This window comes from Wujia chipingensis, from assembly GCF_014337155.1.
GTDB classification, from domain to species: Bacteria; Bacillota; Clostridia; order Lachnospirales; family Lachnospiraceae; genus Coprococcus_C; species Coprococcus_C hominis.
On record NZ_CP060632.1, the window covers coordinates 2,919,615 to 2,942,917 of the forward strand.

Annotated in this window: 23 protein-coding genes and 2 pseudogenes; 5 read left to right on the forward strand and 20 right to left on the reverse strand. The window is 40.4% G+C overall.

What is annotated here, in order from left to right; all coding sequences use genetic code 11:
* The 5 genes from H9Q76_RS13625 to H9Q76_RS13645 form a co-directional block, all read right to left on the reverse strand.
* On the reverse strand, positions 1–591 hold the full coding sequence (locus tag H9Q76_RS13625; RefSeq protein WP_249321321.1) for an indolepyruvate oxidoreductase subunit beta: 591 nt from the start codon (positions 589–591) through the stop codon (positions 1–3).
* Positions 588–2,399 (reverse strand): indolepyruvate ferredoxin oxidoreductase subunit alpha, encoded by a 1,812-nt coding sequence (iorA, locus tag H9Q76_RS13630; protein WP_249321322.1) that lies wholly within the window; start codon positions 2,397–2,399, stop codon positions 588–590. Before iorA ends, H9Q76_RS13625 begins: the two co-directional genes overlap by 4 nt.
* A gap of 140 nt (positions 2,400–2,539) precedes the next feature.
* Positions 2,540–4,321 (reverse strand): InlB B-repeat-containing protein, encoded by a 1,782-nt coding sequence (locus H9Q76_RS13635; RefSeq protein ID WP_249321323.1) that lies wholly within the window; start codon positions 4,319–4,321, stop codon positions 2,540–2,542.
* A 71-nt stretch (positions 4,322–4,392) separates the two neighbouring features.
* Positions 4,393–5,154: a hypothetical protein gene (locus H9Q76_RS13640; RefSeq protein ID WP_249321324.1), complete on the reverse strand. Its 762-nt coding sequence runs from the start codon at positions 5,152–5,154 to the stop codon at positions 4,393–4,395.
* Positions 5,155–5,328: 174 nt separating this feature from the next.
* The gene (locus H9Q76_RS13645; protein WP_118545280.1) at positions 5,329–6,663 is read right to left on the reverse strand and encodes a hypothetical protein; all 1,335 of its coding nucleotides are present in this window, start codon (positions 6,661–6,663) and stop codon (positions 5,329–5,331) included.
* Positions 6,664–7,014: 351 nt separating this feature from the next.
* Here H9Q76_RS13645 and H9Q76_RS13650 point away from each other — a divergent pair, with 351 nt between their 5' ends.
* Both H9Q76_RS13650 and H9Q76_RS13655 read left to right on the forward strand, forming a co-directional pair.
* Positions 7,015–7,224 carry a YlcI/YnfO family protein gene (locus H9Q76_RS13650; protein ID WP_021984157.1) on the forward strand — a complete coding sequence of 70 codons (210 nt, stop codon included), beginning with the start codon at positions 7,015–7,017 and terminating at the stop codon, positions 7,222–7,224.
* Positions 7,225–7,428: 204 nt separating this feature from the next.
* Positions 7,429–8,259, forward strand: a complete 831-nt coding sequence (locus H9Q76_RS13655; protein ID WP_243029190.1) for an AraC family transcriptional regulator — start codon at positions 7,429–7,431, stop codon at positions 8,257–8,259.
* A gap of 46 nt (positions 8,260–8,305) precedes the next feature.
* Here the strand turns inward: H9Q76_RS13655 and H9Q76_RS13660 are convergent, their stop codons facing one another.
* From H9Q76_RS13660 to H9Q76_RS13705, 10 genes and pseudogenes are all read right to left on the reverse strand, one after another.
* Positions 8,306–10,237, reverse strand: a complete 1,932-nt coding sequence (locus tag H9Q76_RS13660; RefSeq protein WP_207664577.1) for an ATP-binding protein — start codon at positions 10,235–10,237, stop codon at positions 8,306–8,308.
* 289 nt (positions 10,238–10,526) lie between these two features.
* Complete coding sequence (locus tag H9Q76_RS13665; protein WP_021984161.1) at positions 10,527–10,934, reverse strand: AAA family ATPase; 408 nt, start codon at positions 10,932–10,934, stop codon at positions 10,527–10,529.
* A gap of 197 nt (positions 10,935–11,131) precedes the next feature.
* A complete protein-coding gene (locus H9Q76_RS13670; protein ID WP_021984163.1) occupies positions 11,132–11,335 on the reverse strand; it encodes a hypothetical protein in 204 nt (67 codons plus the stop codon).
* Positions 11,336–11,682: 347 nt separating this feature from the next.
* Positions 11,683–12,000: pseudogene (locus H9Q76_RS13675) on the reverse strand (recombinase family protein); the annotation flags it as partial.
* A 1-nt stretch (position 12,001) separates the two neighbouring features.
* Positions 12,002–12,859, reverse strand: a complete 858-nt coding sequence (locus tag H9Q76_RS13680; protein ID WP_249321325.1) for a KilA-N domain-containing protein — start codon at positions 12,857–12,859, stop codon at positions 12,002–12,004.
* Positions 12,860–12,861: 2 nt separating this feature from the next.
* Positions 12,862–13,227, reverse strand: a complete 366-nt coding sequence (locus tag H9Q76_RS13685; RefSeq protein WP_118374516.1) for a helix-turn-helix domain-containing protein — start codon at positions 13,225–13,227, stop codon at positions 12,862–12,864.
* A 415-nt stretch (positions 13,228–13,642) separates the two neighbouring features.
* The gene (locus H9Q76_RS13690; RefSeq protein ID WP_249321326.1) at positions 13,643–14,350 is read right to left on the reverse strand and encodes a hypothetical protein; all 708 of its coding nucleotides are present in this window, start codon (positions 14,348–14,350) and stop codon (positions 13,643–13,645) included.
* Positions 14,351–14,596: 246 nt separating this feature from the next.
* Entirely contained in the window at positions 14,597–15,049 is a 453-nt protein-coding gene (locus H9Q76_RS13695; RefSeq protein WP_249321327.1) for a hypothetical protein, read from the reverse strand.
* Between the two features lie 205 nt (positions 15,050–15,254).
* Entirely contained in the window at positions 15,255–15,404 is a 150-nt protein-coding gene (locus H9Q76_RS13700; RefSeq protein WP_118374519.1) for a recombinase family protein, read from the reverse strand.
* 40 nt (positions 15,405–15,444) lie between these two features.
* Positions 15,445–15,669 carry a hypothetical protein gene (locus H9Q76_RS13705; protein ID WP_118374520.1) on the reverse strand — a complete coding sequence of 75 codons (225 nt, stop codon included), beginning with the start codon at positions 15,667–15,669 and terminating at the stop codon, positions 15,445–15,447.
* A 9-nt stretch (positions 15,670–15,678) separates the two neighbouring features.
* On the opposite strand from H9Q76_RS13705, the pseudogene H9Q76_RS13710 reads away from it, so the two are divergent.
* Positions 15,679–17,160: pseudogene (locus H9Q76_RS13710) on the forward strand (tetratricopeptide repeat protein); the annotation flags it as partial.
* Positions 17,161–17,197: 37 nt separating this feature from the next.
* On the opposite strand, the gene H9Q76_RS13715 reads toward H9Q76_RS13710, so the two are convergent.
* From H9Q76_RS13715 to H9Q76_RS13735, 5 genes are all read right to left on the reverse strand, one after another.
* Positions 17,198–18,070 carry an ATP-binding cassette domain-containing protein gene (locus tag H9Q76_RS13715; RefSeq protein WP_005348496.1) on the reverse strand — a complete coding sequence of 291 codons (873 nt, stop codon included), beginning with the start codon at positions 18,068–18,070 and terminating at the stop codon, positions 17,198–17,200.
* A gap of 3 nt (positions 18,071–18,073) precedes the next feature.
* The gene (locus tag H9Q76_RS13720) at positions 18,074–18,730 is read right to left on the reverse strand and encodes a transporter (protein WP_243029185.1); all 657 of its coding nucleotides are present in this window, start codon (positions 18,728–18,730) and stop codon (positions 18,074–18,076) included.
* Positions 18,727–19,797 (reverse strand): ABC transporter permease subunit, encoded by a 1,071-nt coding sequence (locus H9Q76_RS13725; RefSeq protein WP_118545268.1) that lies wholly within the window; start codon positions 19,795–19,797, stop codon positions 18,727–18,729. The genes H9Q76_RS13720 and H9Q76_RS13725 overlap by 4 nt, the downstream gene beginning before the upstream one ends.
* Before the next feature lie 116 nt (positions 19,798–19,913).
* Positions 19,914–21,092: a HAMP domain-containing sensor histidine kinase gene (locus H9Q76_RS13730; protein ID WP_249321328.1), complete on the reverse strand. Its 1,179-nt coding sequence runs from the start codon at positions 21,090–21,092 to the stop codon at positions 19,914–19,916.
* Positions 21,080–21,754, reverse strand: a complete 675-nt coding sequence (locus H9Q76_RS13735; RefSeq protein ID WP_117781695.1) for a response regulator transcription factor — start codon at positions 21,752–21,754, stop codon at positions 21,080–21,082. Before H9Q76_RS13735 ends, H9Q76_RS13730 begins: the two co-directional genes overlap by 13 nt.
* Before the next feature lie 220 nt (positions 21,755–21,974).
* On the opposite strand from H9Q76_RS13735, the gene H9Q76_RS13740 reads away from it, so the two are divergent.
* Both H9Q76_RS13740 and H9Q76_RS13745 read left to right on the forward strand, forming a co-directional pair.
* Positions 21,975–22,892: a ParM/StbA family protein gene (locus H9Q76_RS13740; RefSeq protein ID WP_118374523.1), complete on the forward strand. Its 918-nt coding sequence runs from the start codon at positions 21,975–21,977 to the stop codon at positions 22,890–22,892.
* Positions 22,893–22,895: 3 nt separating this feature from the next.
* Positions 22,896–23,279 carry an adenylate cyclase gene (locus H9Q76_RS13745; protein WP_249321329.1) on the forward strand — a complete coding sequence of 128 codons (384 nt, stop codon included), beginning with the start codon at positions 22,896–22,898 and terminating at the stop codon, positions 23,277–23,279.
* The last annotated feature ends 24 nt before the right edge of the window (positions 23,280–23,303 follow it).

Here is a 23,303-nt window from a genome sequence, read left to right on the forward strand (position 1 = left end):
TCACAACGTTTTTCCGCTTCCCACTTCAACACCTGCGTAAAATGCCGCTTTGTTTATCTCTACATATTTTGACGGCACGCGTCTTTCAAGCTCTGCAAGCACGGTTTCCTTGCTGATTCCAAGTCGTCCGCTTCCAACTGCCACGCCTAAGATAGCAATGTTGAAATATCGCGACGAGCCAAACGGTGCACAGATTTTTTCTGCATCGATTACGATACAGCTGCATTTCTTCTGCAGATACGCAATCATCTCTGTGCCGTCGTACCCGGTATCCTGCAAAGATTCTGTCACCGGTTTTACCGGTACACGATTCACGATCACGATTCCATCCTTTTTCAGATACCCTAAGTTCCGCACAGCCTCCGCCGGCTCAAACGCCAGAATCATATCTGCTGCACCCTGTGGGATCAGCGGTGCATATGCCTCCCCGATACGCACATGGCTCGTCACCGAACCACCCCGCTGTGCCATGCCGATCGTCTCTGCCGAATGAACTGTCGAACCTTCATCCATCGCAGATGCCGCAATAATTTTGGATGCCAGCACAGTTCCCTGCCCGCCGACACCACAGATCAATATATCTTTCTTCATGATGTGGCACCTCCTTTTTGAGTATCGCCCCCAATGGCGTGAACCGGGCAGATCTGGCTGCACAAGCCACAGCCGGTACATAAGTTTTCATCGATCGTCACATTTCCATCTACGGTAATAAGTGCTGGGCAGCCAATCTCGCGGATGCATTTCTTGCAGTTGATGCACTGCTCCGAGATCCTGCATTTGCCGTCTGGCTTGGAGATTGCAATACACGGCGATTTGAAGATGATTGCTTTCACGCCCGGAAGCTTGGCACATTCCTGCACAGCAGCCACCGACGCATCAAGGTCTAATGGATTAACCGTCACGATCATATGTACTCCGATTCCTTCCAACACCTTCGCAATATCTACCTTGTCCACAAACTGTCCCATCATATTCCGTCCAATTCCCGGATGCGGCTGATGACCGGTCATCGCCGTTGTCGAATTATCCAGCACACAGAGAATCATATCTGCGTTATTGTACACCGCATTTACCACTCCAGTCATACCGGAAGCAAAGAAGGTCGAATCACCCACGAATCCAAAGCATGTACCCTCTCCATCAATCCAGTGGAAGCCCTGCGCCATCGTGATTCCGGCGCCCATGCAAAGACACGTATCAACCATATCAAGCGGCATCGCATTTCCGAGTGTATAACATCCGATATCTCCACAGAAATACGCTTTCTTTCCTTTCATCGCCTGCTTTACTGCATAGAACGATGCGCGATGCGGACATCCCGCGCACAATACCGGTGGACGCATCGGAAGCGCCGGTGCGTCGTTGCCATCCAACCCGCGCGCGAACTTCTCCGTGCCAAGGAACTCGCTCAGAATATCTGCAACCAGATTCGAACTGTTCTCGCCACTTGCCGGCACCTTTCCGTCTAATTTTCCTGACACTTTGATGGCAAGCGCGTGCTTCCCGACAAGCTTCAGAATCTGTTCTTCAATATATGGACTTAACTCCTCCACACAGAGCAGTTCCTCCACGCCCTCGAGTGCCTGTAACAGAAAATCCTCCGGCAGAGGGTACGCAGTCGCAAGCTTGATGAGCTTGATATCGGTGTGGTCTTTCAGATATTCCTTCGCATAGGCATAGCTGATTCCTGACGTAATTACTGCCTTCTTGGAATTTCCGCCTTCCACACAATTCCATTTATATGTAGAAAAATCTTTTCCGATTTCAACATTCCGCTGCTCGATCATTGCATGATTCATGTAGGATAACCGCGGGAAGATGACCCATTTCTTGGAATCTTTCACGAAACCATCATATGCTTTTGGTCCATTGTTAACCGGATTCTCAATCGACGCATACGCATGGCAGACACGTGTCGTCGGACGGAACAGAACCGGTGTCTTATATTTCTCCGAATACGCAAATGCATCCTGTATCATCTCATATGCTTCTTCCGGGGAAGATGGATCAAACACCGGAATCCGTGCGAAGTCCGCGAACCGCCTTGTATCCTGCTCGGTCTGGGAGGAAATCGGACCCGGATCGTCCGCCGATACAACAACCATGCCGCCCTTTACACCCACATACGCAAGCGACATCAGCGGATCGGCTGCCACATTCAAGCCCACCTGCTTCATCGTCACCATCGTCCGTGCGCCACCATATGCCGCACTCGCAGCAACCTCCATCGCTGCTTTCTCATTCACTGACCATTCCAAATGCACCCCATCGTGTGGGTACTTGGATATCGTTTCCACAATTTCAGAAGATGGAGTTCCCGGATACCCGGACACAAGATTGACGCCTGCTGCCAATGCGCCGAGCGCGATCGCTCCATTTCCCATTACATATTCCTGCATGTAACTGTCGTCCTTTCTCTAACAAATATGTATATTATAGCAAATTCTACGTGATACGACTACTTTTGATTTTTTTGTTTATCATCAGAAAAAGCACAGTTCAAAAGCAAACTGTGCTTTTCTCATAAATATAGACAGAATTACCGCTTCTTTCCCGCATAGAGACAGCCCATTCCCGATACCAGCATCAACACGCAAAGTACAGGCAGATTCATATCATCCCCTGTTTTAGGCGAAGCTGTTACAGCATCTTTTGTTGCTTCTGTCGTACCACTTGTCGTAGCTTCGGTCGTATCCTTTGTTGTAGTTTTGGATGGATCTTCGGTTGTGCTCTCCGTTGTCGTTTCCTTTGTCGAATCCTCCGTCGTTGTCTCACTCTTCTTATATGCGACCGCATAGTTGGAAAATCCCTTTGTCTGGAACATCACAGTCTTAGTTGCAGAATCAAAGGACGCAGGAATAACCTCATAGGTTCCATCCGAATTCTCATGAATGACAATCAGATCATTGCCTTCAACCTCCAGATCCGCGCCCAACTGAAGGGATACCTTTGCCGGATTCTTCAAAGCTGCTATATCATTTACCCACAGATCTGCTGCAGAATTCTTGTACAGGATCTGTGCCAGTTTAATATCAAAATACCCGACGATCTGATAATCCCCGGCCGCCTTTTCAAAGGCTTCCTGCTGTTGCTGTGTGAGAACCGCATCCTTAATCGTCAGTCTGCTGTTTCCTGAAGTGATCTCATTTTCTGCTAACTGAATCAATGCATTTTTCACTTTATCTGTTTTCAGCTCTGTCTGATCCTCTTTCTTTGTAAATATGCCACAGATATGAACATTTGCATCCGGCATCGTGTATGTATATGTAGATGTATCCGCAGAAGGTGTCAAAGACTGCCCATTGATGGTGATAGAATCAAGCTGGTACCCATATTCTGGTGCTACACGAAGTGTTATTTCTGACCCCGGCACAATACTTCCATACCCATGACTGGCGCTCTGATCAATATCCTTTAATTCAACCGGCGTTCCATCTGCATCTTTGATCCCAATAATCGCAATACTTCCATGCTTTAATAATTCATTCTCTTTCAGGCTTGTATTATTGGCATTATCACTCTCCCATACGATAACTCGTTTCATAACCGTCAGTCTCTTTGTAACCTCGATCTTATATGCACTTGCAGGTGCTACTGTGAATTCCACCCTGTCCTCTGTGCCTTCCGGAAGGTTAATTGGCTTTCCATTTACCGTAACAGTTCCGATATTTCCATCTCCAAACGCCAGCTGAATCTGGATCAGATTATAGATTTCACCAGAGGCATATCCCTTTCCAGTCCCTTGTATCTCCTTACTCTCTTTTCCAATTCTCTCTCCATTTAGAGAAATCTCCATTCCTACTCCATCACAGCTTGCCGTAATCTGAATATCATCTGGATAAGCCGGCTTCGGTGGCGCAGGTTCGTATTCTACTTTGATATTCAGGTTGCCGCTAAATTCGTTTGGATCCAGCTTGATATACGAATTACTGTCAATATTATACGATGTCTCATTGATATATACCCGAATATCCGAACTTGAAATACTCGGCATACCCGGCAGTTCCTCTATGGATGATGCTTCTAAAGAAATACCAACCTTCAAATAATACTCGTTCTCGAGCAGATCGACCTGCATGCCATTCCCACTGATTGAACAATCCTTATAACCATCCCATGCGTCTTTCGTACATAATGTTATTTTTGCTTTACAGCCCTCAACAACATCAACGACGGCCTTTCCTCCGTCAACGGATGCCCCTATAAAATTCAATGTCACCGTGTTTGTTTCTGCTGCATGAACCGGCGTGCTGACCAATAACAGCAGGAGCATACTGATACACAACCATACACTTAGAAAAATCCCTGTTTTTTTCCTCATAACGTTGTCCTCCCTCTCTGCTTCCCTCCCCGGGAAGTTATTTTTGACATTTTATCATAAAGCACTTGACATCACAACAAGGTTTTCTTAAAAAATGCGTCGTCTGGTTTGTATCCGGTCTTTGCCAGCCACACCGCAAATGGCGCGATCAGCATCGCATAGATGTGCTCGCAATATTCAATTCTTGACTCGTCATCGAAACCACCACCAATCTCGATCTCATCGATGTCACTGATTTCGTAGCCGATTGTTCCCTTCCATGCGCACGTCTCCAGAATCCTCCGGCTTTCGGCATCCGCATCCCCCAGACAGGCAATCAGATCTTTCGGTCTCAGGTTCAGATAGGCATCCTGCATCGCAACCTTTTTGCGTAACTGCGCAGGAAAGCTATCCTCGCACTGCTGTATACTTTCTATTTTCATGTCAATTTTCTCCTTTGTGAAAAATGGATACCGGCGGTGGTTATCCACGACATCTGACAACAGCCAGACTGCCTCCCGCGCCTTATCCTGCAATGCCGCATCCCCGGAATTCCGATACGCAACGATCAGATAAATCAAATCCTTCCACGTATCGTCAAGGCAGGACTCCGGTAATTCTAACACATCCAGCACCCGCTCCATCATGCAAGACCGCGGTTCCATGCCAAAGTGCTGCAGCTCTCTGTCATAAAACAGATAAAGCCGCGTATCCACGATCCACGCGATGATTGCATCCATTACCTCCGGGCTGATTGATGCATCCTTCTGCGTGCTCGCAGCCATCTTATTCCATGGCAGTTTCCCTGCGATTTCCCTTACATGTTCTCTTATAAATGTTAAAAATTTTTCCATGAAAAAACACCCCTTTCCAAACAAGTTAACAGTATCTGCCTACAATAACATTCGTATATGCTCGTTTAAAAATGGATGTTCGTTTTTCTCGTTGTATTTGTATTCGTGATTCTCGTTAATAGACGCCCCAGCCTCTTCGGCTTCGAGACTGGGGGTTTTGATTTTTGTTTGTGGTTACTGCTTTCTAAGGCCGCAGTACCCGCATTCCTGATGGGTGATGGCTTCGGTACGTTTGGTACCGATCTGTACTTTTTTTGTTCCTGCATAATAGGAACCCCACAAAATGGTAAACGCACATCTTCCCTGTGGGTCTGGATCTGGGCAATCTGGGAAACATCTGACACAATGTTGTGCACACCATCTCTGCTTTGCACCTGAATCTCCCAATTCGTCGCAAATAGTTCCATCTGGCCATGTACTATGATTTTCATACACATCCTGCTCCTCATAAATCGGTGTTTCATGCGCTGGCTCATCTACAACCGTTTTCCACTTACAATCATGCGGAGTAATATACGGAAAAGCCGCTTTGCTCTTGATTCCATTTAGATCCGTTAAAACACCGTCGTCTTTTTTCACAAGTACGATCTGAATTGCCTCCAACCGCTTGCCAAGACCGCTCGTACCTGCCGGATCTCCATTCCACGCCCACGAAAGCCATCCGTAGGTCTGTGCATGCACACGATAACAGATATTGTAATGGTTTGCGATTTCTCCTTTGAGACGGATTCGGATTGCTTCCAGTCGTTTTGCCTGCCCGGAAGTGCCGCTCATCATACCATTTGACACCTCATTCATCCAGCCATAGCTCTGTACGTGGGTAGAATATTCGATGCTTCCGCTATATTCATTTCCGGTCAAAGCGATCTCGATGCCTTCCAATCGTTTTCCTTCGCCCGTTGTGCCGCTAACCTGTCCCATCGTTTTGTACGATGTCTCCCAGCCATACGTCTGACGATGTACGCGGTACACCAGTCCCATTGTCTCAGACTTCGGAACCAGCTGTACTTCCAGACTTTCGAGTCTCTTCGCCTCGCCCTCAGTTCCGGCGAGCGCACCATCATACTGCCAGCCCTGACTCCAGCCATACGTCTGGATATGCACCCGATAGCGAATCGAATAATGCTCCGCAATCTCCCCTGTCAGACGAATCTGGATTCCCTCCAGCCGCTTCGCTTCTCCTTTGGTGCCCGCAAACTGGTTGTTCTTCACCCAGTTTGTCCAACCATATGTCTGACGATGAACCCGGTATTCAATCGAGCCATCATACCCGGTCTGATTGTTGAACCTGATCTTGATCCGCTCCAACCGTTTCGCCTGTCCGGTCGTGCCAAGTATCAGCGTGTTGTTCCTGTAAACGCCCGCTCTGTCGCCGTATGTCTGCACATGCGCCTCTCCCTCGAAAGAATACGACGCTGCAAGCGTATCCATCTGCGTCACAGATGCCATACCCAGTACAATCACCATTGCAACTGCAATCGCAATCATCTTTTGTGCCATTTTTCTCATAATTCATCCTCCTCTGCTATACCGCACATCATCCGACTATGTGGGTACACCCTCGTCTCTGGTTTCATTGTACTTCAATGGGAAATTCGTATTTCTCGATCACTTGAATTCGTATTACTCGTTTAATTAGAAATTGGTAAACTCTCGAAATGGTGGCTCGAACCACCTGTAGTTGGTAGAGTACCGCATTCTAAATTGTTTGTCAAGAGGGAACTACCAATTCTTTTCTTCCCCATTTCTTTGCCCATTATAGCATAAGCGATTCTTTGTTGCAATATATTCTGTATTGCATCTTGCAATGCATACTTCATCTGTTATTTGCAATAATATAACTTAAACGGAGGTGTAATTATGGCATTTCAATTAAAACCAAATAAAAAAGAATCGGAAAACAAAACGATTCGTTTTCCAATTCCTTTAATTCACAAAATAGAAGCAGCGATTCAAAATCAGGATGTCACCTTCTCCAGCTTTGTCATCCAAGCTTGCGAATACGCGCTGCACGACCTGCAAAGACCCGATCACTCCAATGCAGAGCCAGAGAAACAGGATGGGGAGTAAAGTATAAAAAAGCGCAGTTCCTAATGAAACTGCGCTTAATCTCAAAAATGTATTTATAAAATCGGATGGGCTGCGTATCCATCATATCAGAACATCTGCCAGATCAGGTTGCCGGATGGATCAAGAGCCTCAATCCGATAGGTATGGGCTTTTAGGTCTGCAGACAGACGGGCAAGATAACCGTCCTTTTTCCAGGTGATATAAATGCCGGAAATTCTTTCCGGAATTTCAACATTTCAAGCTGCTTTTTATCAGTACGGATGGGAACGCTGTACACCGGCTCATCAGTTCGGGCCGGCTGCCAGAACCCACTATCTGTTTCATTATGTCATCTCCGGAACCGGACTTTTAATGGCGCAGGATCAAAAAGGAGAGACAAGAAATTATTCGATCAAAAGCGGACAGGGCTTTCTTCTGTATCCGGGACAGATCAGCACCTATATCGCAGATAAGACAAACCCATGGGAATATGCCTGGCTGGAATTTGATGGATTACGGGTAAAAGAAGCGCTGGACATTGCCGGTTTTTCAAAAGACCAGCCGATCTATCATGCCGTCTCAAAGGAATACCGGGAAATCATGATGAACGAAATGCTCTATATTGCCAATCACCCAGATGAACCGCCTTTTCACCTGATCGGTCATTCCTATCTTTTTCTGGATGCACTCATCCGTTCCACCTCCTCTACCCGGATGATAAAAACCGGTAAAATGAGCGATTACTATATAAAAGAAGCAATCAACTTCGTAGAGCAGAATTTTCCTTATGACATCTCTATCGAAGATATAGCTGCCTGTTGCGGCATCAACCGCAGCTATCTGGGAAAGATATTTCACAACTCCATTGGCAAAACGCCACAGGAATTCCTGATACACTATCGGATGTCCAAAGCAACAGAACTGCTGAAAATGACGAAATTATCAATTGCAGATATAGGAAATGCAGTCGGCTATCCAAACCAACTGCATTTCTCAAGAGCTTTTAAAAATATATATGGTGTCTCCCCCAAAAACTGGCGGGATCAGAATCACTAATATAGCATGAAACTCCGCAAGTCCGCATAACAGTTTTATTATTGTTCTAAAGTTTGACGTATTTTGCAATGGTAGCGGTTACTTCTTCCATGTCAAATGGTTTTGAAATATGACCATTCATACCAGAATCCACGGAAGCCTTGACATCCTCCGCAAACGCATTTGCGGACAAGGCAATAATCGGAATCGAACTTGCGTCCGGTCGTTCCTTCTCCATGGCCCGGATCGTTTTCGCAGCCTGATGTCCGTCCATGTTCGGCATCATAATATCCATCAAAATAATATCGTAAGTGCCTCGCGGATGATTTTTGAATCGTTCGACCGCTTCCTTTCCATCGGATGCCCGTGTCACAACCATGCCTGCATCCTCCAGCATCACCGTAGCAAGCTCGGCATTCAGATCATTATCCTCTGCCATAAGAACATTGACCCCTGTCAAATCACGATACACCGGTTCTTCTTGCTTTTGATGAATATCCTGCTCTGTCAACTCCAGCGGAATCTCCACTGTGAAAGTAGTTCCAATGCCCTTTTTGCTTTCCACATCAATTTTTCCACCCATCATGTGAACATATTCCTTTGTAATGGCCATTCCAAGTCCGGTACCTTTATATTGTGTTCTGGCACCGCTATCATCTTCTTGCGAAAATGGTTTAAATAGTTTTTTCTGAAACCCTTCACTCATCCCAATACCGTTATCTTTCACAATATAACGGACTATCATATGCTTGTCATCCTCTCCCGGATGACTGCTGATATCCAGGGTGACCATTCCACCATCCTTTGTGAATTTCACAGCATTACCGAGAAGATTCGTCAGAACTTCCCGAATACGTGCAGCATCTGCAAGAACATAGGGATTCTTTGGTCTTTCACGGTATACTTCAAACTTCAAATCTCTGTTATAAAGAAGACCTTTCATGATTGCCAGAACATTATCTGTCAGTTTGGTAATATCCACCGGTTCAGGAGAAAACACTGCTTTTCCGCTTTCAATACGACTGAGATCGAGAACATCATTCAACAACGAAAGCAGATGATTTGAGCTTTCCCGTACCTTTTCCAGACTTCCATGAATATCTGCAACAACATTCTGGTGCAATGCAATATTGGTAAATCCAATGATGGCATTCATTGGTGTTCGGATATCATGGCTCATGTTAAGTAAAAATGTAGATTTTGCCTGATTGGCAGCATCTGCTTTCTCCGCAGCCTCCAGCAATAATTGCTTTTGCTTCCGTTCTTCTTCCTTACTTTTCTGGTATATAAAATAGGTACTCAAACAGATCATCATCAACACCAATCCGACAATCGTGCCACAGATTACGGAAATTTTGTTTGTTTTCACTACCATGCCATACGCAGACTGCATATCCATTTCCATACAAAATGCACCTACAATATCTCCCGTTCCATCCAGATTTGAACGTACCGGATAACAAGCCGTGAAAATCGGTCCCCAGGTTGTGTCCACAATATCTTGGGAATACACGTTTTCTCCAGAGAGAGCCCTTTCAATATAGGGAACCATTTCATCCTCTATATAATCCCCAGGATGTCTTACATCCCCGGCATCCGGATCCAAACCGTCCACTACATAGATCAGTTTTCCCTCTTCATCTCTCGTAGCAATGTAAATATATCTTGTAGAATTCAATGTCCGGATCTCATTGAGGTAGCAGGAAATATCCTTATAAAACTGTGTTTCTTCATCTGAACGATCCTTGATTTGTGAAAAATCTTCCCCTCCAATTTTTCCATCCACCAGTTTATGGACTGCATCTGCACTTGCTCGATCACGGGAGATTTCTGTTTCCAGTGCGGTCTTGGTATAGGCGCTTTGCAGAATAAATGTGTACGCAGCTATGGCCAGAATGATAGCCAGTCCCATAAGAACAAAGATCTTTCCTGATATTTTTTGTTTTACAAACCTTTTGTTTTTCTTCAAATGTATCCCTTCTTTTATTTTCTTCTCCATACAACTCCACCCTTTCAGAAATGCACACCTGAACATGGCTTTTCCAATATCTTGGTTATAATACTACGCGACATTTTCCGTTGCAACAGATTTTTTACATTTCTGCTTGCTGTCGATATACATTCATGATAACGATGGATATCATTAAACTTCTTCGTGGATGCCCACTCGTCAAGCATATATACAATTTCATCCAATTTATTGCTCCTTCCGACAGCTATGTATTGGAAAAGGACAAAAAACACCGCCATGTTGTTTACACATAGCGATGTTCTTTTTAACATTCCTATTATTCAGTTGTTGTATCAATCAGCTTACTATTACGAAGGAACCCATTTAATACGGACTCAAATGCACCTAACTTCTGCACCTCATCTAACAAAAGATAATACATCCCATCCCCTTCTATCTGTGGCATTAACCAGTTAAGAAATTTGGAAGGATCTATTTTTCGGTCTTCTTTTTCGTTATCGAGAATAATAGGGTTTTCTCCTATTTTTACTAAATCCTGTGCTGTATCAAAAGCAAATTTAATAATATGATCTTCTGGTATATTTTCACTTTTCAAATGATTATAAAACAATGTATTTAACAGATACGATTTTCCACATCTTCGTATTCCGGTAATTACTTTAATAAATCCATTGTGTTTTCTAACAATAAGTCGCTCTAGATATACATCTCTATTTATTTCCATCGCAACCTCCATTTAATATTTTTGCCGTATGCGGCACTTTTATTAAATTAACTCTTTCCAGTAATTTCCTCCGCCATTTCCTTCTTTTCGAACCTGTCGGAAATTCCGACAGGTTGAAATTTCGTCTAATTCACCCTCCTCATAAATATGCTTAATATGTTCTACTACATTTGTTCGAGAAGTTTGGAATAATTCTGTCATCTGCTGTTCAACTGTTTTCGTATTTCCTTTTGTTCATCATCACTCAATGTATCCATAAAAATGCAATACTCGTTTGAATAACCACCAACAAATATCATTCCCGGCATTTCAATCTGTTCAGGATTGAGAATCCACAAAACCTCTTTACCATGAAAATCTTTTACATATCTTAATTTTTGCCCTTTATACTTCACTACCATTATAATATAACCTCTAACTAGAAAATCAGAATCTATAAATCTTCTATCAATATAGCTTCATTTATATCTTTTACTTTATTTACGGCGTGCTCAAATATTTAGTTTATATTAACATTCGTGCACGTGAAAGTGCAAAGAGCATTTTTACACCCTTGGCGCAAAACACAAAAAGTTACACCATTCCAGCGGACATAATTTCGAATAGTCGGATTGACAATCGATTATTTCTATGTTAACAACATCAACAACAAGAAACGAAGTTTACTACCGTACGGTCTATGACTCAAGCGGCCTACTCGTTTTTTTATTGTTACGATATCGTATAAATACCATTTTCCATCTGCATCACCGAAGTCCTGCATTCTCTGAAGGGATGATAATACATCCGCTGCGTTTCTTCCAAATCTGGAAAGCTTAAATACAAGGACATAAGACACTTCATCTTTTCCTGATTTGATATCGTCCATCATTTGATTAAAGGCAATTCTTCCCTCTATTAACTTACCGGATTTTCCTGCATCCTCATACTCACCAGCAATTTCATACTCATTATAATCACAAAAGGCTTTCATTTTTGTTTTCTGTGCATCTAGAGAATAGCCGTCTATCTGCATGGTTGTGGAAACGCGGGTATATAAATAAACTCTGATTTTTTCTTTCTTCAATTTACATATCACCTCCCGGAAGCGCCGAAACCGCTGACAAATTAATACTGGCTAATGTATCCATCTGCTTAATTGCCAAATTTCTAAGCAATACAAGTCTTTCTGATTGAGATTTTCCCTGTTCAATTAAAATTGCATTATAGCTCTCCATATTTGCCAATACCAATAACTGATTTAAATCTGCATCATCACGCACATTACCCTTTTTACTTGGATTGTTATTTTTCCATTGCTTTGCAGTTTGTCCAAATAAAGCAACATTTAAAAGATCTGCTTCACTGGCATATGTATAGGCAATCTGTTCCGGTGTTAGCTCTGGTGGAATCAAATTTTCCTTCACCGCATCCGTGTGAATATGGTAGTTCACCTTTGATAAAGCCCTGTTCAAGTTCCAGTCCAATGAAAATCGACTATTTTCATCTTGTTTTAACCTGCGGTAATCTTTCATAATATACAGTTGAAATTCCGGAGAAATCCATGTAGCAAATGCCATTGCAATATCGCTATGTGCATAAGTTCCTCCACCATATCTGCCTGCTTTTGACACTATTCCAATAGCATTGGTCTGTTCAATCCATTTGGTTGGCGTCATAACAAACCTGTTTAATCCTGCCTCACTTCTAACCGCCTCGAATTGCACACGGTTAAAATCTGGATTATGAAGTTCTTCCCAAACAGCCAAAAACTCAACTGTATTTCTGTTTCGCATCCAGTTCTGAATGACAAATCTGGGATCATTATCATTTCTGTATTTTGCGATATCTGTCAACGAAATGTATTCATTTTCAAAATCCTTGGTGTAAATTCCAATATCGATACCCTTTGCATGAATAATTTCTCTAACTATTTTATTTGCCATCTCTATTCCCCCACAATGCTTTCCATTTGCTCCAGTTTCTGCAATGCCTTCATATATGCCATCAATCTTTTATACTGTTCGTCTCCAAGGCTATGAATCTGCTTTAATATCTTAATATCCGACCTGGTCACTTCATAATCCTTATCTGTATCTTTATACTCCGGATCAATTCCTTTTCCCGTTAAAAGCTGTTCCGGTGTAATATCCAATGCGTCACATATGGATAATAAACAGTCTGCCTTTGGATTTGTCTTTTTCTTTTTCCAGTCACTGATGTTACTTGTTGCAATCCCGGTTCTTCTCGACAGTTCCAACTGGCTCATGTTCTTCTGCTCCATTATGTAAAAAATTCTTTCACTGATAATCATGTGTGTTCCTCCGTTATATTTCATATCCGTATTTATTGATTTCTTTTCCGTTTATACGGCTATTCTATCATGCCACAGCATTTCTTTCAATAGGAATGATAATACTTCTAAATTTCTCAATATTTTCTGTTTTATATAATTCCTTGTACAACTGTTTTATTCTCTTCATGCGAAGATAATTATCAGGATTACCTCACGAAAATATCTCTCTCAGCACATATCTAATCTGGATCTAAAATCTCTCAAGAATCTAAAAAATATCAAGACATAATAATTGAATAAGAAAAAACAGTAACATAAGAGCTAGATATATGTATACAGGTATACAAAGAAGTATTAGAATTGTGTATGTAAGTAACCTGTATGAGAGCATAAAAATACCTTCTGATTGTTATCAACCAGAAGGTACTGTGTATTAGTCAATGTCTTCCTTTGCTCCACAGCTACAAACTCTTCTATGATGTGTAATTGTCTCTGTAGTTGGATCTGTGTAATGTGGATAAAGTGCGTAACTGAAGCAACCAGTTTCATCCTGATGAGCTTCCATTACTACTGGATCTTCACACCAGAAACCACATTCACATAATTCACCAGGAATTTCCTCACCAGGGTGTTCGATAGTTTCGGTCCATTCCTTAGTAGTCCACTGATGCTGGTGCTCTGTGGTAGGAGCTTCAGTTGGAGCCTCTGTAGGAGCTTCTGTAGCTGGCTGCTGTGGCTGTGGCTTATAGTCATTCTTAGGAGCTTCTGTAGTCTTTTCTGTATTATGCTTAGGAGCCTCAGTGGTCTTTTCCTCTGTAGTAGGAGCATTTACTCCACCAGAGATTGGTCTCTCTGTGGTTGCTTCTTTCTTCTTTGAAGGCTTCTTAGCTTCTGTGGTAGCTGTTTCTTTCTTTTTAGTTGTTGCAACTTCTGTGGTTGCCTTAGCTTCCTGCTCAGTAGTTGTAACCTCAACCATGTTTGTGCTACCATCATCATTGTTCTTATTGTAAAGAATAATTCCAGTAGTAATACCAGCCAAAAGAATGATGACTGTAAGTACTGTGATAATAATGATGTTTCTCTTCTTTGTATTGATCTGATATGTGATCTTGTTGTCTGTGTTACTTTTCTTTTTTTGCATTTGTAATCACCTTTCCCTTATTATTTTCTCATAAGTGTATAGGATTTCACAAAATTTATTGTCTTGCTTTCTCTGACATTATTTTTTGCAGATTGATTTTTTGCTTTCATATATTGCAATTTTACCTAACTGAAAAATAATTTTTTATGCTGTCCTATATTTTATTATAAACTTATCATTTTTAGCTGTAAACAATTAAGGTATACAAATATACATATTTTTTAACGTTTTTAAGGTTGACTGCCGCTAGCCTACGGCGCCGCAGTCAACAACTTCTTTAAAGTTTTCCATATCTGTTATCATAGGTACACAAAGTATAGTAATTCTATCAAGTGCAATCAATCCTTGTCCTTTACTTAGCTTTGTATTGACACATGGTAAATCAACACCTGTTCCAAATGTTGCAGATAATATATTTGACTGTGCATTTCCTAATAATACTTTTGTCAGATTACTTCTTGTGGTGGAATTTATATTTTCTGTTCCTGCTGATTGTAAAACTATCATCATATGAATATTACTCTGCCTTGCTAATACTGAAATATTTTTCACTACACGTTCTAATTCTTCTTTCTGCTTTTTATCAAGACTTGCCTGCAATGAAATATATTCTTCAATTACCACAAGCATAGGTTTATATCCTATATCGACCGCTAATGTTTTCGGATTCTTGTCTAGCTCTGGTTGTAATTTTTTCATCCTCAGATTCATCTCAGCTTCCACAGATTTCAACTTTACCAATATATCATCTATTTCATAACTGTAATCAGTGCCGTATATTTTTTAATACCACCATATTTAAGTAATATGACTGCAATAATGATTGCTTCACCTATCAATGCATTCGAGAACCCGATTCAACTGTTGGCTTACATCGATTTCCATTCCTTTTATTTCTTATTTCCTATGCCTTATCAAAAATATCTTCAGACACAATCGCCGGATGATGATTTTTAATATAGTATTTATCTTCCTGCCCCATGTTTTGAAGTCTACGCTTTGATATAGCATCTCTTTCCTTGCGGATACGTCTGATATTTTCTCCGACTGTCATTGAGATTTCCTCCTAATACAACAAATACATATTGTACATCTCATAATACTCTTTTTCTCGCATTTCCACTTCTCCACTTAATTAGATGCTCCTCATTTCTGTCCTTTATGCTCTCACCAAATGCCTTTGCAGTAAAATCATCGCAGCAGTCATACCGGTGTATGGATGTACCATGTTCCCGTATCTCCGAAACAAAAAGAGCAGTCGGGAATAGTTCTTCCGTAAATCTGCTCTTATACATCAGTTCTTCTGTCGTCTCAGGCAAATGAACTTCATAGATAATTTTAATGTCACTGCGACACAGGACAGTTTTCTGTCAGTAGTATTAAAATACCGCTGTCAGATTTTATTTACGACCAGAAGTAATCTGAATGAATACTGTACTTTTCAATTAAAAGAAATAAAGGATATAAACATTCTTTTCCAACTGACATCTGCATTTTATTCAGAAGCAGACAAGTATCGTTCGACCGTCGAAAAAATCATAGAGACCGTACACTATCATACTTTTGCTGTAGAACTGGCTGCAAAACTTTTGGAAAATGGAATTTCAACTCCAGGTCAGTTATTAGCAAAACTTCAGGAAGAAAGAGCATCTCTCGATAATGAAGATAAAATTAAGATAATCAAGGATGGTCAAAGCAGTAAAGCCACTTATTATAGTCATATCCATACTCTATTTTCACTATATGCTTTATCCCGAAAACAGCAGGATATCATGTGCAATTTGTGTTTTCTTCCTTACACTGGTATTTCTGCCCGCATATTCGCCAAATGGCTGGAACTGCCTACCTTAAATGAAATTAACGACTTGATTGAAACTGGTTTTGTGCAGACAACTACACGTCACACAATCTCCCTGCATCCTATGATTAAGGAAATTGCCCTTTCAGAGACAAAACCATCTGTAAGTAGCTGTCACATATTACTGGATTCTTTACAGAAAATATGTTTAATGCATGGAATTGAAGTCGATTATTACAAGAAGCTGTTTCAGACAGCAGGAAACATCATAGAATTGATTGAAAAAGATGATATACCAAAATATCTACTTTTTCTGGAAAATGTTTTTCCATATATGGATAATTATAATTACCAGAAAGGTATGAAAGAAATCATTCAGGAATTAAAAAATTTTTTGAAGCCTAAAGACATTGGCACCGATTCTGACCGGGCATTGTTACTGGATTTTCAGGCTACTCTTGAAATCAAGCCAGAAAAAGCAATAAAACTGGAAAAGGATGCACTTGCCCAGATAGAAAATATCACTGCTGACAATGCTCGCCTTGTTTCCAACCTTCATGCCAATCTCGGTGGACTTTACCGCATGAACGGTCATCCCGATCTTGCAAGAGAACACATGGAAAAAAGTATCTCACTGCTTGACCAATTTAACCTGCTTCATATAAATGACAGCATACCTCAGATTGCCAATTATGCAATGTTCCTGACAGAACAGCAGGAACCCGAAAGAGGCATCTCTGAATTGCAAAAATTATCCGGCATCATCAAGGAATACCATTCCGATGACTGTCTGGATTATGCCAAAGTACAGGAAACCCTTGGAACCATTTATCTGATGACTGCCAATCTTCCGCAAGCCAAAACACATTTTAAAAGAGCTTTCAAAATATATGAAAAGATCTGGGCTGATGAACCAGAAATGATTGAAGCAAAATATCAGGAAATTCAGGAGTTATATCCACAGATTGGATTTTGCATTGGAAAAAATCTATCCGGTCTTTTAACAAAATAAGCATAATTTACGGCGGGCAACTTGCCCGCCGTTATATTCAACTATTCGTCAAATAAATATATGCATCTTCCAAAGTGATATCATTATCCAGGACACAATTCTCATTTGGCTTTCCTTTGCTTAATACTTTCATATGAATTCCATTTTCTACATACTGCTTAGATGATATAGAATAATTGGCTTCTAACAAACGGGCTTCTTCTGCATTTTGTACCGTACAATTCCAAACACAGCCCTTTGCATTTTCCAGCAACCCACTCACGCTTCCAGAATATAAAAAACTTCCCTTTTTCATAATGGCAAGCTGTGTACAGGTTGCTGCTAAATCTTCTACTACATGAGTGGAAAACAGCACAGTTCTATCCTTTGAAAAATCAACCAAAAGATTGCGGATCCTGATTCTTTCTTCCGGATCTAACCCGGTGGTAGGTTCATCAATAATCAAAAAATCCGGATTATTAAGAAGTGCCTGTATGAGTCCGACACGTCTCTTCATACCACCAGATAATTGCCGCATTTTTTTATTCTGATGCTCTGTAAGAGAAGTCTTTTCCAGATAATAGGTAATTCTTTGTTCGAGGTCATTTCTGGCTACTCCTGACAGTCCCCCCATATATACAAGACATTCTTTCACCGTAAGATTCGGATATAAGTCGATTTCCTGTGGAAGATAACCAATCTTTTTCTGTATTTTCTCATAATTTCCCTCGTTATACAGAATTCCATCAAGGGAAACCATTCCTTCCGTTTGTTTTAAAACAGTTGTAAGAACCCTCATCAAAGTGGTTTTTCCGGCACCATTCTCACCCAAAAGTCCGTAAATTCCCTTAGGTATTTCAAGAGATGCCTTATTTACTGCAACTACACCATTTTTAAATCTAACTGTTAAATCATTTATTCTAATACTCATAATCTATCCTCTTTTCTTTAAAGTCATTGGTAATACTGCAAATAAAAACAGCCCCGCTATAAAAGACACAAGCGTTCCATAAATCCAACTCTCGGACATTAATTGAGTAGGTTCACAAAAGCTGAAAGAAAACAATCCCAGATTTCCGAAAAATGAACTTCCCGCTTTTGATATAAGTCCAATGACAATTCCAAATAAACATCCAATACCTGCCCACATATTTCGAAGCAATGTACACAAAATCACAGAGCATATACTCCAAAGCCAGATAGTTCCAAACATTGCAATGAAATATAAAAGAAATATCTGAATACCCGAAATGCCTTCGTTTACACTGCCCGGTTTTTGCCAGAAAAACAAAACATATCCAACACAGGAAAGTATTAATAAATATAATATTTGAACGCACAATCTCTGTGATATTACTTTTAACTGCTTTTTTTGATCATACAAATGAAATACATCGGCACGCTTACTTTTTACTTCCATCAAATATGTGTCACTACAAAAAATAATTGTTAAAATTGCTATTGGCGACTGAATCGCTGAACCGATTTCTTCATAGTATATAATCGGATGAATAGCACACAATATCAGTATAAATGCACATGAATAAAAAATCTTATATAACGACAGGCAGTTTTTTAGTTCCGTTTTCAATGAACTCTCCTCCTTTTCCAGATTGTAACAGAAATACATACTAATATAACAGATGAGATCACAAGCATAATCTGATTTATATTTGACATTTTGGCTGCATGTGTTTCAAAAAACCTGCCAGGGAATCGCACCATAATAGAGAACGGTCTCATATAATAAATATCATTCTTCATGGTCAGCATATTTGAATATATAATGTGTAAAAACAAGATTGGTGCTGCCGGAAGCGGATTTTTAAATATTAATGCTGTAATTGTATAGACACAACATATCATCAAAAGATTCGGAACAATATAGATCAGAGAATTCACGCAAAAATCAATTGGTGTTACTGGAAAGCCCGATTCTAAAGACGTTTTCAAACACAGCATAAAGAATATAACATTCAAAATCACTAATACTCCCAGCATACTAATGAATCCGCTTATTACTTTCCCACATATATATTGGATTGCCGTAACAGGCTTTGTATGTAATAATTCATAGGTACTTTTTCGTGTATCCTGAATAAATAAAAATGATAGCAAGACTGTTGCAAAAAAGGCCATATGCAATCCTGCAAAATCCGTAAATTTTTTGGCAAAGTACCAGGAAAAAGAATGTTCGGATAATTTCCGCTCGATATAATGATTGATTTCTTCTGCTGTCCCCTTATGAATTTCAAGGTCCTCATAAGCATCTATTGCATTATAATAGCCATATTGGGATTCCAAAAACTCAGAAGCAGTCTTTACATCCATATTCTGAATTTCTTTCATTACATGATCTGCTTCCTGCCTGCTAAATCCAAAACCATTTTTGGAGGTGTCCATTAACGTCTCTTTGATCGTATCTTCCCACTCCCTTCTTCTTTCTTTATCATCAGATGTGGGAATGTACCCATCCATGACATCAGCATCTTCCAATGCTACGTCATTTTGTGTGATCTGTTCATTCTGTTTGATATAATGAATTTGCAAATACGATGACAGACATTGATACATACTGGCAACTATAATAATCAAGCCAATCCACAAAACAGGGTTCTTTAAATAATCAAGTATACTTCTTTTTATGATTGTTTTCATTGTATCTCTTCCTTTCTTTATTTCTTTAACAACATCATACAAATCAATTCTCAATAAATTCACAACAAAAAAGACTAAAACCACTTTATTTGCGATTTCAGCCTTATAAAGTATTTTTATTCAGCTTTGAAAAGAGCTTCTACATAAGCACCGCCTTGTCTGGCATTATATATTTTCAAATTTCCTCCATGCTTTTCACAGAAAATACGAGAAATATACATACCAAGGCCAAAATGCTTTAAATCATCTTGTGGATTCTTATGATAAAATGGCTCTGTTACTTTTTCCTCAGTATCCACAAATCCTATTCCATCATCTTCAACAGAAATTATAAGAAAACCATCCTTTTTCTTTATCTGCAAAGCAATACTTTTTTGTGCATATCGAACCGCATTTTCCAGTAAGTTGTCTGTCACTTCCATGACAAGTTCCTCATCCACTTTCACAATGTTTTGTTCCTGCACTCTTTCTACCTTACATAATTTACTTTCCTTCTTGGACAGCATGGCAGCTTCTGCCTCAATCTTTTTTGCCAGTTCCGATAACTCTATCTCTGAGCATTGCAGTTCCCTCTGTTCTAAATGGGACATTTTTCTCATGTTTTCCGTGAAATGCTCTATACGGTCAATCTGATACATGCCTGTTTGTAAGATATCAATAACATCCTCTGTTTTTATACTCTCAGAAGAAACAAACTCTAAGAGCATTTCCTGATACCCTCGCAATATGGAAAGTGGAGAACGTATATCATGTGCAATTGCATTCCGCAAAGCCTTCTCGTCATCAATCATTCGCCACATCTTTCTGTTGTTATCTGCTAAAGCACTTCGCATCATTTCAAATTCTTTACACAAAGTTCCCATCTCATCTTTATTTTCATAGGACACATGAAAATCCAGTTCATTATCTGCAATCATTTGTGAGGCATCTTTTAGTTCCTGTAGAGGTGTCTTTAACTTATTTTTATAAAAAAAGAATACCGCAACAACACTCCCAACAATCGAAAAAATCAGTACCGAATATGTTCCCATAAAGTCACACATTTCCGAAAGATGATAGTCCAAACGATTCATCTGCGATTGATTAGGTCTTGATATCTCAATCTCGTATTTCTTTCCATATTGCTGAAACACGTCCGTATAATCTGCATAATCAATATATTTTTCCCATATTTTATTCTGCATATTTCCTGCAAAATGAACTGTAAATCCAGATAACAGAAATGCTGCCGTTAAGCTGATCACAAAATAAAGCAGAATTGTTTTTTTCAGTGACAAGTTTCTTATTTTTTCCATCGGTATCCAATCCCCCATACAGTTTCTATGTATTCTTTTTCTGAATAATCCGCTATTTTTTTCCTTATACGCCGTACTAATTCCGTTATCGTTCTACTGTCCCCTTCCGCATCATATCCACAGACTTGTGCATATATACGTTCTTTATCAAACACCTGCCCTGGATGCATGGATAAGAATTCAATAATCTGATATTCAATTTTTGTGAACTTCATCCTGTGTCCGGCTATAGCTACTATTTTTTCAGAATAATCAATCAGCATTTCATCCATGAAACGGTATTCCGTTTTTTGTTGATGCCTTTCTTCTCTCTTTATGTTTGTGACAATCCTTGCTTCCAACTCCCGAAGACTAAATGGTTTCGTAATATAGTCATCCCCACCCGAAAGCAACCCATTAATTTTATCATCTTCATCAACTCTTGCTGTTAGAAACAAAATCGGGCATAACACTTTACTGCGTATCAGACGACATACTTCAATCCCATCCATGCGTGGCATATTGATATCCAACAAAATAATATCCGGTTTCATTTTTATTTTATTTAATGCTTCCATTCCGTCTGTAGCCGTAATGGTTTCATATTGTTTCATATTAAAATAACTACAAAGCATTTTCACCAATTCTTTATCATCATCGACAACTAAAATCTTGTATTTCATCCAAACCACCTCCAGTATCCATATTATACGATAAAAAACAATGAAATCACAACAAGAGTACATGAAGAATGTACGCACAATATATCTTTTTTCTCAATTCCAGCTCAATTTCCACTCAATGTCTTTTACCTCCGATTTTCGTATGCTTATCTCACAGCAAAGCAGTACCACACCGGTATGACCTGCTGAATCAATCAATACGAAAACGGAGGTATTTTTTATGCGAGAACTCAAAAACACAAAAATCATCGCTGTAGATCATGGCTATGGCAATATGAAAACAGCAAACACCGTCACGCCAACCGGAATCAAAGCCTATGAAACAGAACCAATCTTCACTGGAAATATCCTGGAATATAACGGCATTTACTACCGGATTGGCGAAGGACACAAAGAATTTATCCCGGATAAAGCTATGGACGAAGAATATTATCTTCTGACGCTAATGGCTATTGCAAGGGAACTGAATGTCTTTTCCATCCGTGAAGCAGATGTTCATCTGGCTGCCGGACTTCCTCTGACATGGATCAGAAATCAAAGAGAAGCTTTTCGTTCCTATCTGCTCCAGAATCCAGAAGTCCATTACCGTTTCAACGGCAAAGAATATCATCTCCACTTTGCGGGATGTAGCCTTTACCCACAGGGATATCCGGCTATTGTAAACCACCTTGGAAATTTCAAGGGAACTAATCTCCTTGCAGATATCGGAAACGGAACCATGAACATTCTGTATATTAACAATAAGAAAGCGCAGGAGAGCCGATGCTGGACAGAAAAACTTGGTGTAAACCAGTGCATGATTGCCGCAAAGAACGCTGTTCTGGACAAATTCGGAGTGAAAATTGAAGAATCCACAGTAGAACAGATTCTGCGGTTTGGAACAGCTGACATTTCAGCACCATATCTGGATTGTATCAGTTCTATTGCCAGACAGTATGTGGCAGAACTTTTTTCCACGCTCCGCAAATATGAATATAATCCTGACCTGATGCGCCTGCATGTGGTTGGCGGCGGTGGATGCCTGATCCGTAACTTCGGAACGTATGACAAATCACGAGTCACAATCATTGATGACATCTGCGCCACTGCCAAAGGTTACGAATCTCTGGCTTATATGAGCCTGAAAAGGAGGGGATAAACCATGCAGAACAATATCCGCAACACAAACCTGCGCTTTAATCTGGACAAAGAACAACAGCGGAGAGCCTGGGAATATTTACAGACGATGGACAGGCAGGATTTTAAATCTTACAGTCAGGTAATCTCTCTTGCACTGGTAGATTATTTTGACCGCTACTACCGCACACAGGCTGATCCTTATCTGGAAACAAGAGAACGGGAAGAACTTTTTGTGAAACAGATTGTAGATGCAGTGGAAAACAGTCTGAAACAGGAATTGCCACTTTTTCTTTCCGGACTGACTGTAGGCATGGCGCAAAGGGAGCCCCAAATCAGGGCGTCCTTTCCAACACCTGAAAATTCACAGCCAGATAGTGATGTAGACTGGGATTTTCTTGGGGAATAAACCCTTTTGATTGGAGGTGAACAC